At 67.7% G+C, this 13,645-nt stretch carries 12 protein-coding genes; 9 read left to right on the plus strand and 3 right to left on the minus strand.

The features are described 5' to 3' along the window. Positions 1-213 precede the first annotated feature (213 nt). A complete protein-coding gene (locus AC07F3_RS16875) occupies positions 214-1,455 on the plus strand; it encodes a gluconolaconase (protein ID WP_479114727.1) in 1,242 nt (413 codons plus the stop codon). A 49-nt stretch (positions 1,456-1,504) separates the two neighbouring features. Next, entirely contained in the window at positions 1,505-2,815 is a 1,311-nt protein-coding gene (locus AC07F3_RS16880) for an NHL repeat-containing protein (RefSeq protein ID WP_479114729.1), read from the plus strand. Between the two features lie 32 nt (positions 2,816-2,847). Here AC07F3_RS16880 and AC07F3_RS16885 read toward each other — a convergent pair whose 3' ends face one another. After that, complete coding sequence (locus AC07F3_RS16885) at positions 2,848-3,405, minus strand: hypothetical protein (protein ID WP_479114730.1); 558 nt, start codon at positions 3,403-3,405, stop codon at positions 2,848-2,850. A gap of 1,418 nt (positions 3,406-4,823) precedes the next feature. On the opposite strand from AC07F3_RS16885, the gene AC07F3_RS16890 reads away from it, so the two are divergent. The 4 genes from AC07F3_RS16890 to AC07F3_RS16905 all read left to right on the plus strand — a co-directional run bounded on the left by AC07F3_RS16890 (position 4,824) and on the right by AC07F3_RS16905 (position 8,506). Beyond that, entirely contained in the window at positions 4,824-5,105 is a 282-nt protein-coding gene (locus AC07F3_RS16890; RefSeq protein ID WP_479114732.1) for a polyprenyl synthetase, read from the plus strand. Continuing rightward, complete coding sequence (locus AC07F3_RS16895; protein WP_479114734.1) at positions 5,102-6,187, plus strand: polyprenyl synthetase family protein; 1,086 nt, start codon at positions 5,102-5,104, stop codon at positions 6,185-6,187. The genes AC07F3_RS16890 and AC07F3_RS16895 overlap by 4 nt, the downstream gene beginning before the upstream one ends. Before the next feature lie 16 nt (positions 6,188-6,203). Further along, positions 6,204-7,370 carry an oxygenase MpaB family protein gene (locus AC07F3_RS16900; protein ID WP_479114736.1) on the plus strand — a complete coding sequence of 389 codons (1,167 nt, stop codon included), beginning with the start codon at positions 6,204-6,206 and terminating at the stop codon, positions 7,368-7,370. 326 nt (positions 7,371-7,696) lie between these two features. Then, a complete protein-coding gene (locus AC07F3_RS16905; RefSeq protein WP_479114737.1) occupies positions 7,697-8,506 on the plus strand; it encodes an SGNH/GDSL hydrolase family protein in 810 nt (269 codons plus the stop codon). A gap of 78 nt (positions 8,507-8,584) precedes the next feature. On the opposite strand, the gene AC07F3_RS16910 is transcribed toward AC07F3_RS16905, so the two are convergent. Continuing rightward, positions 8,585-9,172, minus strand: a complete 588-nt coding sequence (locus AC07F3_RS16910) for a GNAT family N-acetyltransferase (RefSeq protein ID WP_479114739.1) — start codon at positions 9,170-9,172, stop codon at positions 8,585-8,587. A gap of 413 nt (positions 9,173-9,585) precedes the next feature. Between AC07F3_RS16910 and AC07F3_RS16915 the strand changes: the two genes are divergently transcribed. Continuing rightward, positions 9,586-10,074, plus strand: a complete 489-nt coding sequence (locus AC07F3_RS16915) for an EF-hand domain-containing protein (protein WP_479114741.1) — start codon at positions 9,586-9,588, stop codon at positions 10,072-10,074. Between the two features lie 231 nt (positions 10,075-10,305). On the opposite strand, the gene AC07F3_RS16920 is transcribed toward AC07F3_RS16915, so the two are convergent. Beyond that, complete coding sequence (locus tag AC07F3_RS16920) at positions 10,306-11,301, minus strand: esterase/lipase family protein (protein ID WP_479114743.1); 996 nt, start codon at positions 11,299-11,301, stop codon at positions 10,306-10,308. A 242-nt stretch (positions 11,302-11,543) separates the two neighbouring features. Between AC07F3_RS16920 and AC07F3_RS16925 the strand changes: the two genes are divergently transcribed. Together AC07F3_RS16925 and AC07F3_RS16930 are read left to right on the plus strand one after the other, a co-directional pair. Next, positions 11,544-12,263: a helix-turn-helix domain-containing protein gene (locus AC07F3_RS16925; protein WP_479114745.1), complete on the plus strand. Its 720-nt coding sequence runs from the start codon at positions 11,544-11,546 to the stop codon at positions 12,261-12,263. A 95-nt stretch (positions 12,264-12,358) separates the two neighbouring features. Then, positions 12,359-12,913 (plus strand): dihydrofolate reductase family protein, encoded by a 555-nt coding sequence (locus AC07F3_RS16930; RefSeq protein ID WP_479114747.1) that lies wholly within the window; start codon positions 12,359-12,361, stop codon positions 12,911-12,913. Positions 12,914-13,645 lie beyond the last annotated feature (732 nt).

The following is a 13,645-nucleotide window of genomic DNA, read 5'->3' on the forward strand; positions in this document are numbered from 1 at the left end:
GAACCATCAGTCATATAAAACGAAAACTACCTGGGTGTCGCCCGCGCGCCTTCCCGCTTCCGCGCGCTCCTCGGTGTGGCCGGTCCGGCCGAGTGCCGCGCCACGAGGCCGGGTAGTAGGCACCCGGAAGATAATGCGACGATACGCAGGCTCTGAGAGTCACTCCAGACAATTCACTCCGTGCCCTCTCCACGACGCAAGGAGGCCTGAAGTATGGCTATCTCTCCCGTGACCGGAACGGTCCCCGGCCCCGCCGACTCCGGAAGTGAAAACGCAGTGGGCAAGACCTATAAACCCACGCGGTTTATGCGTCACCCGCTGACTCGTAAGAACCAGAGGGAACTCAAGATCCTGACCAATGAGCCTCCCCCCATCCTGCAGAGGTGGAAAAGCTGGGAGGACATGAGTCGAGCGGAGAAGAAGCCGCCGGAGTGGAGCACGGTCAGCGGGAAGTGGGACAAGGTCAAGGGGAAAGTCAAGAAGGCATCCGACGATGAGCCGGACCGCTGGATCGCCCCCATCGGCTTCTCCATCAACAAGGTGACATATGGCACCTTTCCGGAAGGAGACTCTGCGCACGGGCGCGGGTGGGGCACCTACATGAATATGGGTGTGCCGCTCATCGAGGAGCGGAGTGACATTCAGCAGCCTCCCCCCGACGTGATCTATGAGAACACGTTTGTCAATCGAACCGACCCGCGACCGATCACCTGGACCGCCGGTTTCGAGTACTCGGTTTCGAACACGATCAGCTGGTCCCTCCAGGGCCAGGTGCAGCTCACGTTCGGCGCGAAAGCCACTGCGTCCCTGCAACAGCAACTGCAGCAGAGTATGGCCCTGACTCAGTCCCAGAAGACGACTCTGAAGAACAGCAAGGACAACCAGGGCGTCGACTCGGAGTCCCAATCGCAGGGGACGAGCACCACCACGGCGACCGGCACCGCTACGGGCACCGGAGAACTGTCGGCCCAGTTGATGCTCGGGATCAGCGCTTCCGTCAGTGGATCGTTCACCACCCAGTTCAAAGGCTCGTTCTCGCTGAGCGGGACCGTCGACACCCGAGCCGTGGTGCGGGCCACCCAGCGCCGCAAGGTCAGTAAGTTCGACTACGAGCTCCCCATTACCTTTGGCGGAGTGGTGGCCCTGTACTACGAGGAGCCGGTGGAATTCAGCGGCATCCAGAGTATTCAGGGCGCAGAGGACGACGAGACGCGCAAGCGAGCGCAGACGCAGGACCAACGCGGAGAAACCAAACCCGAGAAGTACTATCACGTGGTCGCTCGGGCGGTCGATGTACTTGAGTTGGTCGGCGAGGGCAGGGACTACTTCAGCCAAAAAGGGGAGGCGGAGATCGTTTCCGTCCTGGCGGGGGAGGCCGAGGTGTTCGAGCTGGAAAAGCTCACCCTCAGCGACGGTCTCGTGAAGGGACAGGAAGCACCGTTCTACAAGAGCTGAAGCAAGAGCCGACGCGTCGTTTCCGCCAGGGAACTCGGAAGGGGAGCTCATGTCCGACGGCAAAGGCCAAACCAGCGGTGAGCGAGAAAGCGAGGCCACGGCGAGGTCCGGCCTTTTTGGCAACGCCTTCAACAGCGGCAGCGACCGGGCCAAGGAGGCCGAGAAGTCCGCCGAGAAACTCGGGAAGGCCATCCCCGGCGCCGGTGAAGGTGCCTGGGACGAAGACGAGGAGAGCGTATCGGGAGACGTGTCGGCCTTCGTGCATGGTCTGGAGAAGGGGCGCGATCCATGGCATCCGCGCCAGACGGCACACGGGGCACTGGACGTCATGCAGGGCTTCCTCGGCCCGCATTTCTCGAGTTTCCAGGCGACAGCAGATCGTCAGCGTAAAGTCAGCGAAGACCCCAAGTCGACCTCCGGCGCGGCATCGTCAACGATGAAGTCCTCGACCGAAGAGGGGGAATTCAGGAAAGCGGCAGATATCCGCGACGAGGATCAGCCGCACATGAGCGAAGACATGCAGAGGAAACTGAACAGGGCCCAGTACCAGACCGAGGGCGCCCTCCTTGTCACCAGCGGCATGGCGGGCCATGCCGTGGGCGTCGCACTGGACCCGGCGCGGGAGAAGGCCTACGTCGTCACGGACAGTGGCAAGCTCTACAGCGTTTCCCTCACCCATCACGTCAAGCGCGAGTTCGTGACGACCGAAAGCCTGGGCAGTCCCGGGGGAGTGGCCCTGGACGGAAAGGGCAAGGCCTACGTCACCGACCACAGCGGCAATCGCCTGGTCCGGGTCGATCTGGCCAACGGCACCACCGAGACGGTCGTCACCGGTGTTCAGGCCTACGCCGTCAAGCTGGACGCAGACGGCAAGACGGCCTACGTCACCGGTCTGGACGGAAAGCTGTTCGCGGTCGATCTGGGGAAGAAGGACGCCAAGAAGCTGATCGTCGACGAGTTGGGATCGTCCACCTCGGGGGCGACGCTGGACGGCAACGGCAAGGCGTACACCGGCAATTGGAACCACGTCGGGAATCTGTGGGAGGTGGACCTGCTGGCCGACCCGCCCAGCAAGCGCGCGGTGACCGCCCTCTCCCGGCAGAGCGGCGACATCGCGCTGGACGGCGCGGGCACGGCATACATCAGCGATCACTGGGGCGACGTCCTGTACAAGGTTGACCTGGCCAGCGGCGCCCAGCACGTGGCGGTCAAGGCCACGGGCAGCTTCTCCGCGCTCGGCGTCGCGTTGGACCTCGACAACGGCGTGCTGTACGTCAGCACTTGGGAAGGCCAGCTCTGGCGGTTCGCCCTGCGTGTTCTGCAGACCCCCGAGCTGATCGAGATCACGACCGGAGTGTAGGAACAGGCCGCCTCGCGAGCGGACCTACCAGCCTAACGGTGCAAAAAGGTCCCCCCGTCGATGACCCAGAGGCTGGCCGGAACCGCACCGCACCTGACGACCTCGGAGTGCATCTTGGTGTCGGTGTGAGCCCAGCCGACACGGCGCTGGTGCTGCTCGTCGGTCGGGTAGAAGGTGAGGCCGGCTTCGGGATGTCGGCCTTTCTCGAAGAGATACGGCTTGCCTCCAGCCGGGGTGATCACGGTCCGCGAGATGGGGCCGGTCACGATAATGGCGCCGTTCGTGTCGACGGTCAGGCAGTCGACATCGAACTCGGCCCGGGTGGTTCCGACGTTCTCGAACACGTGCTGCACCACGACATGCCCGCGGCTACGGCCGTCGACCGTACGGGCGCTCAGCTGTGCGGTGAGCCGCTCGCCCGGGTTGGGGCCCGGCCCGTACTCGTTGAGCAGAGTCCAGCTGTCCAGCGCGAGATGTTGGGCGGCCGCGGGGACCGCCGGCGCGGACGCGGCCGCAGCGGCTCCGCACGTCCCGGCCGCGAGGGCCATGACCGAAGTGGCGAGCGCAAGCGCGGTGGTGAACTTTCGCATGGTCAATCCTCAGTAGGTTGAAGGCAGTCGAGCCGTTTCCCGACTGCCTTCAACCTCGCAGTTCACCCCAGGCCTTGCCCTCCACCCCAGGGAGGGACCTCTTCCGCCGCCGGGCGGACCGCTCGTCCTCCCTCGGCCTCACGGAAGCGGAGCGTTGTCGCGCGCCGTACTGCCACCTGGCACCCGCGCGCGCATCGAGAAATTCGCTGCGTCGGCCCGCGCCGTCGGCAATGGGTGAAGTACCCGCCTGCCTCAGCCGGGTTCATCACGGACTCACAACTGATCTCAACCCCGACCGACGTCGACCCGAACCGTGAAGATCAGTAGCGAGGCTTTGCGGATGTGCGCGGTATGCGCTCCAGGAGCGGGCCGTCTGGTCGGGAAACCAGCCGACGGCGTAGGAGGTCAGTTCCGCCACGTCGCCGAACGGGCCGTCAGCCTCGATCGGCGCGGTCTCGGTGCGGGAAAGCCTCCCGATGCACTCGGGAACCCTTTCCCTCGGCGCTCCGCTCTCCGCAACTCCGCACCGCTGCTAGCGGTTTCAGTCAAGCAGGGTGGCGGCCACGGCCGCGATCACCATGACGGCGGCGACGCCGACCAGTACGCATCGAGCCGCCCACCGCCCTCCGGCATTCCCTGTCGCCCTCCGCTCTGTGATCCGAGGAACCTCGGTGAGCAGGCAAGGTTCAAGCCAGTAGCCCCCCAGCAGAGCGGCGTACTGCACACCATCGTCATCGCGCATGTCCACACGCCCTCAACACCGCTTCCGGCACGGCCGCAACGGGGAGGGCCTCGATGTGATGAAGAGCTGGAGATGGAGGATTGCACCGTCCAATCCAGGGCAGGCGCATCGATTAAAACTCGTTCGCGAACCACACGCAGCCTCTCTGGCCAGCCGCGGCCCGGCGCGGGCTCGATGCCCTCGCCCACCTGCCTCCGGTCGCCGTGCATGCGCTGCCCGCGGCGCCGGCCGTGGTCGCGAGGGGCACCAACGTGCTGGAGCGTGGCGCAGAGCGCTTGGCGCGTGCGCCGGAAGCCGTGCATTCTCACGCCCCCCGCGCACTCCGTAGATCGGTTCGCGCCCTGATGCGGGGGTGCACGCGTCTTCCCGGGGCTGGGATCACTGAAGGACCGTTACGTACCTAAGGGGCGGCGCGTGATCGCGCCTGGATGCAGGGCATATGCCGCCGGTGTATTGGATGCCAACCCTAGGGAGCGTGAACGGATGGCCGTCGCGCCGTGGAGCATCCGGACGTTCACCGGACGCAGAGTGCGAGCGCCCGCCCTCTTCTTGATCCGCGGCCCTACAGGGGTCGGCCAGTTCGCCGTCGCCATCCTCCTGCCACCCCCAACGCCGCGGGCGGCCACCCTCAACTGCCAAGGCCGAACCCGGCGCGCAGAAAATCAAGGAGACGATCGTGACTCACCACGGCGACCGCCAGGCGAACCTGGCAGAAGATGCGGTGGTCCTGCTGGCAGGTCTAGCCGATCTCGCTCTCAGCGGGCTGAGCGGCGCGGTTGGCAGGGCAGGCAACTTGCTGCGTCGCGCAGATCTCGGAGAGCTCCTGGCAGACGGCCAGGAGGAGACCAAGGCCCGTGGCCGGCTGTTCCTCGACCGCCACGCCGGTGCGGCACCGGCACATCTGGAGGTCCTGGCCCGCACCGTCGGGACGCACCCGCGGGAGACGACCACCTCGTGACGGAAGACACCGGGAACAGCCTTCTCAAGGGACGGATCGACTCGGTCCTGGGGGAGTTCGTCACGGCCGAAGCACATGCGTTGGCCGACATCGATGCCGCTCTGCAACCCGTGTCGGAGCAGCTCCACGCCGCGACCGGCTCCGGCAAACGCCTGAGGGCCGCCTTCTGCTACTGGGGCTGGCGCGGCACGGGACAGCCCGACAGCGACGCGCTGGTACGGGCTGCCGCCGCCATCGAGCTGGTCCACGCGGCCGCCGTGGTCCACGACGACCTGATCGACCACAGCAGCACCAGGCACGGCCTCCCCACCGTGCACACGGCCCTGAGACGGCTGCCCTGCGGCCAAGTCCGCGACGCTGACAGTGGGTTGGGCGGCCGTGACATCCCTCAGTCCAGTGCCCGAGCACTGGCGATGCTGGTGGGAGACCTGTTGATGGCGATGGCGGGACAGCTGTTCACCAGCTCGGGCCTGCCTGGCGCCTTCCTCCACAGAGCCCGGCCTCTGTGGACGGTGTTGGCCCGCGAACTGGTGGCCGGGGAATGCCTGGAGATCCTGCGGACCGGGTGCGAGCCCGAGCTGGAAGCATCGGTGAAGGTGATCCGGTACAAGACCGCCAAGTACACCGTCGAACACCCCTTGCAGCTCGGCGGCCTCCTCGCCGGTGCACATCCGCGCCTCCTGCAGGCCTACAGCGATTACGGCCTTCCGCTGGGCGAAGCCTTCCAGCTCCGCGACGACCTGCTCGGCCTGTTCGGCGATCCCGCCGCGACCGGCAAGGACCCCGCCGATGACGTGACCGGCAACCGTCCCACCGTGCTGATGGCCCAGGTGCTCGCCTGCGTGGCCCCGGCCGAACGCGAGGAATTGCACGGCCTGCTGGGCCAGGAAGGACTTACGGAGGAGCAGGTGCAACAGGTCCGGGACATCGCCTGCCGAACCGGAGCCGTCACCCGTGTCGAGAAGATGATCACCGCCCGGCAGCGCGCGGCGCAGGAAGCACTGGCGGGCGCCGCCGTGACCGGGGAGGCCCGCCGTGCGCTCACCACCCTGGCGGCCGACGCCACCACCCGCATCCACTGACCCCTGGAGCACCGCGATGACCTACACCCCCGCCTCCATGGATGCCCTGCGTACCCAGGGCGACGAACTCGCCGACGCGACCGTGAGCGCGCTGTTCGAGCGCGGCGAGGTCGGCAAGTTCAACTCCCTCATGCGCTACGTCTCCACCGTCGGCCAGGATCTGCCGGAAGGTCTGCCCGACGTGGCCCGCGAATACCTGAACACCACCGGCACGCCACCGGGCTGGGTGGACTGGGCCGAAATGGAGAAGGCCCGCCTCTTCTTCATCGACAACAACGTGCACATCTCCACCGCACTGTCCTTCGCCTCGATGCCGGCCTGCTACGTCCTGCCGCACGTCGCGAAGCTGCTCTCGGCCACGCACTCACTGAAGTACCCCTCGAAACGGATGGCCGAGACGGGGCAGTTCACCGTCTACTTGATGCGTCCCGATGCCTTCGAGGCCGGAAGCCGCTTCATCCCGGCCGCCCAGAAGGTACGCCTGCTGCACGCCTCCATCCGCCACCACCTCAAGCGCGAGGGCCTCTGGGACGTCGCCGCCCTGGGCACCCCGATCTGTCAGGAGGACATGATCGGCGGGCAGATGATGTTCTCCATCCAGGTCCTCGACGCCTTGCACCGGCTCGGCATCCACATGAGCAACGAAGGCGCCGACGCCTACTACTACGCCTGGCGGGTCGTGGGTGCCTTCCTCGGCGTGGACCAGGCTCACGTACCCCAGACGATCCAGGACGCCCGCGTCTTCTCCGACCTGTACATGACCCGTCACATGGGCCCCAGCGAGGAAGGCGCCCTGCTCACCCGACAGCTCATCGACCTGTACGAGGAAGTCGTGCCGGGCACCTTCTTCGACCCCGTCGTCTCCGCCCTGATCCGCTACCTGATCGGCGACACCTGCGCCGACTGGCTGAAGGTGCCCCGCACCCCCTGGGACACCCTCGTCAAGGCCGCTCCCGCGGTCCTCGGCGTACTGGAATCCCTAGAGGACCGCTCGCCAGTGGCCGCGTGGGCCCTCGACCGGCTCGGGTACCTGACCAGCGTCCTCGAACTGTCGTCGCTCACACGGGGCCGCGTCATGCACTACGCCATCCCCGAACACCTCAAGGCCGACTACGGGGTGAGCACCGCCGTCCTGCCCACGGCCCGGTGGACCCCGCCGCCAGCCACCATCGGCCAGCCATAGAGACGGCCCGCCGTGACGGGCGCGGCAGCCTCAGCCCGTTCGGTCCAGCGACGCGGCGCGGGCACTGCGGCGATGCGGGCCCGCAGGTGCCAGCGCCGGTCGTCCCACTCCTCGGCGCTCACACCTGATGCTGCGGCTGGCATCGCGGGCCGGTCTCGGCCCGGGCAACATGCATGCGGGGCCTCGCTGTCTACCGGTGTCCGCTGTGCAGGCTGTTGAGACGTTGCCGGGCCCGTATCTGGGGGGCCTCCTTGGTCGTTGCCTGTGGCGTGACTGACTTTCCGTATGCGTACCGTCGCGTATCCCCCTCTGCCCAGCGGGGCGTCATGAGGCGAAGGCGGTTGGCCGCGCTTCTCTGCTCGCTGTCCGCCCTCGTTCTCAACGGAGCCGTGGCGACCGCCCCTGCGTCCGCGGCCACTGCGGCGCCCCGCACCGGCGGTTACGTCGCCCTCGGGGACTCCTATTCCGCCGGCCTCGGGGCTGGTGGCTACGACGAAGACAGCGGCGACTGTAAACGCAGCATCAGGTCCTACCCGGCGCTGTGGCGCGCCGCGCACTCACCTTCCTCCTTCGCGTTCACGGCCTGTGCAGGCGCCCGCACGGGTGATGTCGTCGATGGCCAGCTGGGTCCGCTGAACCGGTCCACGTCGCTGGTGAGCATCACCATCGGCGGCAATGACGCGGGGTTCGCCGACACGGTGACGACCTGCGTTCTTCAGGGCGAGCGTGCCTGCCTGGCACGCGTCGCCCAAGCCCGTTCGTACATCAGCACCACGCTTTCCGGAAAGCTCGACCAGGTCTACGACGCCATCCACAGCAAGGCACCCAACGCTGAGGTGGTCGTCATGGGCTATCCACGCTTCTACAAGCTGGGGGGTGGTTGCGCTGTGGGCATCGGCGAGAAGTCACGCGCCGCCCTCAACGCTGCCGACGATGACATCAATGCCGTCATCGCGAAGCGCGCCGCCGACCACGGATTCTCCTTCGCAGGCGTCAATGCGACCTTCAAGGGTCACGAGATCTGCTCCGGCGACCCATGGCTCCACAGCGTCACCCTGCCCGTGGACGAGTCGTACCACCCCACGGCCAAGGGCCAGTCCGCCGGGTATCTCCCGGCGTTCTCTTCTGCTGTTTAGACAGCAGGTGGACGTCCGTCGGCCCCGATCCCATCGCCGTCCCCGCTGAGCGGGAGTCGGCCGTCTGCCCCAACTCCCTTATACGGGCTGGACTGGCGAACCGGCCGGGAGGACGGCCGCCCACTCCCGCCTGAGCAGCCCGTAGACCCACGAGTCTGAGACGTCGCCATTGACGACGCAGTCCTCCCGCAACGTCCCCTCACGCACGAAGCCGAGCTTCTGCAGCACGCGGGCAGAAGCCACGTTGCGGGTATCGGCCTCGGCTTGGACGCGATTCAGGTCCAGCGTGTCGAACGCCCACCGCAGTAGAGCGCGCGCGGCTTCGGTCGCGTAGCCGTGGCCCCACGCGGCGTCGTCGTAGCAGTAGCCGAGCGACGCGCTGCGAAAATCCGGATTCCATTGGTGCAGGGTGCACCAGCCGATGAAAGCCCCGTCGGACACACGATCCACGGCCAACCGCGCCCCGGTGCCTTCCTGTTCCATCTGTCGGCAATTGGCGAGGAACTGCTCGGCGTGTGAACGGTCGGTCCACGGGGGCGAGTCCCAGTAACGCAGGATGTGGGCGCTGCTGTGCATGACGAAGAGGGCGTTTGCATCCGCGTCCTCGAAGGCACGCAGTCGAAGACGGGCGGTGTGCAACGAGGGGGTGGGCAGCGGCGTCCTCATGGGGCCCTCCTTTGTCGGTCGCTGGCCCATCAGACCGCCGGTGCGGAGCCGGTCGCAAAGGGTTTTCTCGGCGGGCTGGCGGACGTGGCCGCCTCGCTTCATCCGTGCGACGGAGCACGCCCGGGCGGCGGCATCCGGGATCTGAGCGGGACCCCGCAACCCTCAGGTGCACCTCCGCATTGATCGACGGGTTCGGCAACTGGCCCGCGCCGACGCGAATGCGACACGAACGGGTGACGCGCGGGGAGGCGGGGGTCAGATGGATCGTTTCGCCGTCGGCCGCATCCCTAGGGTCGGACACGACAAGCCCAGAAGGTCCGATTGTCCGTCGCAGAAGGCCGCCGGGAGGCAGTGCTATGTCGCAGTCCGTATCCGATTCCCCCTCCGATTCCCCCCAGCACCGGATTTTCTTCATGCTGGATGTGGACGGTGACGGCGTCATCACACATGCCGAGTATCTGGGGCGGGTGGAGCGGGTCGCGTCGGCCATGGGCCGCGACGCCTCGCACCCGGTCGTCGTCGCTTCCCGGGCCGCGCACGAGGCGGTCTTCGCGGACATGGACGGCGATGGTGACGGCCGGGTGACCTTCGAGGAGTACCGGACCTGGGTGGGCCATGACGCGTTCGAACGGTCCTGCCGGCCTGCTCTGGGGTCCCTCTTCGACATCGCGGACGCCGACGGCGACGGGTGCCTGGACCGTGCGGAGTTCACGCGCTTGCGCACGGCAGCGGGAAACGCCGAGGCCGATGCGGCGGCGGCCTTCGACGACTTGGACGCAGACGGGGACGGGCTGGTGGACCGTGACGCCTACCTGGCCGGGATCCGGGACTTCGTGACCACCGGTACCTCGCCCATGGCGGCCTCTTACGGCGGCCGCCCCCTGCTCGACACCGGCCGTTAGCTCCGAACGCCGCCGCTCTGGTCAGCTGGGCCGGGTGACCAGAGCGGCGCTCGGGGAAGTGCATGGCCCTCCGTATCCTCAGCACCGCTCCGGCGGGCGAAAACTTGCGGTGGGGGAGACCGAGAAAACGTTCAATGTGGGCCCTGGCGTGGGCCGTTGCCGAAAGGACGGGACACGGCGCCTGGCCTGTGGAGCGTTCCGTTGACAGCCTGTTGGTCGGGCGAAGGCGAGTTACAGCGGAACCGTCAGGAGGGTGCAGCGCACGGGGGTGGCGTGGATGGGGTCGAGGGCGTTCAGGACCAGTTGGTGGACGTTCGGGTCGTACGGGCTGCCCAGGTGGCCGGTGAGTTCGAGCGGGCACACGTCCTGGAGCAGGATGTTGTGGACGGTGGCGCCCGGGCCGGTAGTGAGGAACTGGTGCCGGTACGCGGTGACGACCTCGTCGAGCTTGGTGACGATGTTGGTGTACGTCACGCCGGGCTCGGTGTCGCCCTGGGCGTAGAGCTGCTGGAGCACGGGGGAGCCGACGGTTTGGTCCCTCGCCGCGGGGCTGTCTAGGCCGAGTGGCTTGCCGGAGCGTCCCGCGATGTCGAGGACGGCGTCGGCGAGGTGGATCAGGCCGAGCAGCGTGGTGCCGTGGCTGCTCGGGTTGATGCCGACCAATTGGTGGACCTTGGCGGCGCCGCCGTCGAAGCGGAGGTACCACTGCGGCATGAGTCCGCCACCCTGGGAGTGGCCCACGAGATCCACCCTCTGCGCGCCGGTGGCGGCGAGGACCTTGTCGACGTAGTCGGCCAGCTGGTGCGCCGAGGCGGGGATGGGGCCGACGGCTTTCAGCAGGGCGTGAGGCTTGAGCTCGCCGTAGTTGAGGGCGAAGACGCAGTAACCGGCGTTTTTCAGCCGGGGGGCGAGCCCGCTCCAGTTGTCGTAGGCGTTCTCGAAGGTGCCGTGGACGAGGATGGCCGGGTAGGGGTGGGCGGCGGTCGGCTTGCAGGTGAAGTCGTTGGTCCCAGCAGGGGAGCGCTCGGGGTCGGGCAGTGAGCCGAGCAAGGCCGCGCCGAAGTTGACGACCCCGAGGCTGACGAGCGGAGCCGCAGGCCGCGGCGGCGTTGCGTCGGCGGGGGCATGCCGCGATGTGGAGGGCGCTGCGGAAGCGGCGGGGACGTCGGCGGTCAGGCAGACCGCCGTGGCCAGGGCTGCGCATGCGGCCCTGAGGGATCGGCGCATTGAGGTGCGCACCTCCTGGTGAGCTATCGAGGGGGGCTTGGAGCGGCCCCAGCTTCGGCATCGCCTGTGGTGCGCTCACGTGCGGCGCGCTGCATGCGCCCATTCGGCTCGCACGCGATCAACCGAGTGGGCGGGCTCCCGTGTCCGGTGGCCGAGGTAGCTCGCCGGGTGCTGGACAGGTTCCGGTCCCGTGGCGCGTGGCACACTGGCGGCTCAGGCGGCGGTGAGCGGGGGCGTTCCGGTTGGGTCTTGAGATCGAGAGTCGGCCGTCGGAGCTGCCGTACATCGAGAGGGTGTGGCGCAGCCGCAGCACCGAGGTGGGCCGGATGATGTCGGTCGCGGCGTCGCACTGGGAGCTTGTCTTCTGGGAGCACGAGGGCCGGGTGCAGGCGGCCGTGCTGGGCCCGGAGCCCAAGGCCTGTCCGGCTCCCGTTCCCAAGGACGCCACGTTCTTCGGCATCAGCTTCGCTCTGGGCACCTCGATGCCTCACGTGCCGATCAGTCAGCTGGTGGGTGGCAGCGCGCAGATACCCGATGTGACGCGGAACTCCGTGTGGCTGAAGGGTTCCGCCTGGCACGTGCCCGATTACGACAACGCGGAGGCGTTCGTACGGCGCATGGTGCGCGAGGGCATCGTGGACTGCGACCCCATCGTGCCCGCGGTGCTGGGCGGCGCGGCCCCCGATGTCTCCGAGCGGACCCTCCAGCGGCGTTTCGTCGCGGCCACCGGCCTCACTCAGGGTGCGGTCCGGCAGATCCACCGGGCCCGAGAGGCGGCGGTCCTGCTCCAGCAGGGAACAGCGGCGCAGGACGTCGTGCATCGCCTGGGCTATTTCGACCAGCCGCACCTGGCGCGGTCCTTGAGCCGGTTCATCGGCCGGACCGCCACACAGCTGAGTGTCCCGGGCGACGCGGAGCCGCTGTCGCTTCTGTACAAGCCCTCCTCGCTGGTGCCCGCCTAGTCTTCCTGACACAGCCGACGGGGTCGGCCCGCCTGGGACGGAGCGCTCTTCGGCCGCGGCCGGGCAGCGGGCCCCGCACTCATCACGGAGGAATCATGCGCAAGGTCGTTTCGGGTCTGTTCGTCTCGCTCGACGGTGTGGCCCAGTCGCCGAACGAGTGGCAGTTCGCTTTCGACGAGGAGATGGGCGCGGCACTGGGGAAGACGCTCGAGTCGGCGGACACGATTTTGCTGGGCCGGGTGACCTTCACCGAGTGGGCCGGGTACTGGCCGACGGTGACCGAGGGCGAGGACGCCGGTTTCGCCAAGTGGATCAATGACTCGCCCAAGTACGTGGTCTCCTCCACGCTGGACAGCGTGGACGACTGGGCGAACAGCACGCTCGTCAACGGCGATCTGGCGGCCGCGATCGGGGAGCTCAAGGCGGGAGAGGGCAAGGACATCACCGTCGCGGGCAGCCCGACGCTGGTGCGTTCGCTGCTGGAGCAGGACCTGCTGGACGAACTGGTCCTGTTGATCCACCCGGTGGTGGCGGGCGAGGGCCGCAAGAAGCTGTTCGCCGATGACGCTTCCCTGAAGAAGCTGGAGCTGGTCAGCGCCGAGCCGACCAGCAGCGGAGTGATCATCGCTACCTACCGTCCGACACGCTGATCACAGCTCGATCCGGGCCGGGTGCATGGACGGGCAGAGGAGAACGAGTCGCCTGCCCATGCCGGGGCGGAACGTGCTGTACGGGTAGACGGGGGACCAGGACGGTGCGGTCAGCCCGTGCCGTCCTTGGCCCTGACGTGTTCGAGTTCCAGGGCCTCGGCACCATTCGTTACGGATGCGCCGTGTGCACGTGCTCCGGCAGGCGGGTTATGCGTCGGCCGGAGCGATCTGGCATCAGCTCGCCAGCGTCATCGCGTGAGCGCCGCTGAATGGGCAAGAGGGCTCAATGACATACACAGGAGCGTCCGCAGGGATAACGTGCAGTAGACCGAAGCCGCGGGGGAGGGGCTCCGGTCGTCGACGGCGGCCACGCTTGCGACCGCAAAGCTCTGTTCCTCTTCCTGGCCCGGTCTCAATGCAGAAAGGCTCTGGTGAAGAAGAACTGCCCAGGCTGCCAGGCCTTGCGCCTGGAGGCGTCGAAGCCCGGCGCAGCCCTTGCTGAACTTCTGGTCCGCGTAGCGCTGCATGAAGGGTCGGCGGAGTGCCGGGAGCCCGCCCCCGCGCGGAAGAGAGCGAGAACGTAGGGCCGCTCACTTTCACGCAGGAGCCCGGTAGGGGTGCCTTAGTTCAACACCGCGCAGAGCCGACTCCCGGCCGAGACCGCGGAACCGGTGTGGCGGGGGGAGCGCAGGCCGCCCGCCACGCCTCGAAAGCGGCCAGGAGCGGAGCGGG

Source organism: Streptomyces sp. NPDC045846, assembly GCF_056431605.1.

What these genes read in the sequence shown, in the direction of transcription:
- AC07F3_RS16920 (WP_479114743.1), bottom strand. Translation starts at nt 11,301, where the DNA reads ATGCGCCGATCCCTCAGGGCCGCATGCGCAGCCCTGGCCACGGCGGTC.
- AC07F3_RS16885 (WP_479114730.1), bottom strand. Translation starts at nt 3,405, where the DNA reads ATGCGAAAGTTCACCACCGCGCTTGCGCTCGCCACTTCGGTCATGGCC.
- AC07F3_RS16905 (WP_479114737.1), top strand. Translation starts at nt 7,697, where the DNA reads ATGAGGCGAAGGCGGTTGGCCGCGCTTCTCTGCTCGCTGTCCGCCCTC.
- AC07F3_RS16900 (WP_479114736.1), top strand. Translation starts at nt 6,204, where the DNA reads ATGACCTACACCCCCGCCTCCATGGATGCCCTGCGTACCCAGGGCGAC.
- AC07F3_RS16875 (WP_479114727.1), top strand. Translation starts at nt 214, where the DNA reads ATGGCTATCTCTCCCGTGACCGGAACGGTCCCCGGCCCCGCCGACTCC.
- AC07F3_RS16915 (WP_479114741.1), top strand. Translation starts at nt 9,586, where the DNA reads ATGCTGGATGTGGACGGTGACGGCGTCATCACACATGCCGAGTATCTG.
- AC07F3_RS16930 (WP_479114747.1), top strand. Translation starts at nt 12,359, where the DNA reads ATGCGCAAGGTCGTTTCGGGTCTGTTCGTCTCGCTCGACGGTGTGGCC.
- AC07F3_RS16880 (WP_479114729.1), top strand. Translation starts at nt 1,505, where the DNA reads ATGTCCGACGGCAAAGGCCAAACCAGCGGTGAGCGAGAAAGCGAGGCC.
- AC07F3_RS16910 (WP_479114739.1), bottom strand. Translation starts at nt 9,172, where the DNA reads ATGAGGACGCCGCTGCCCACCCCCTCGTTGCACACCGCCCGTCTTCGA.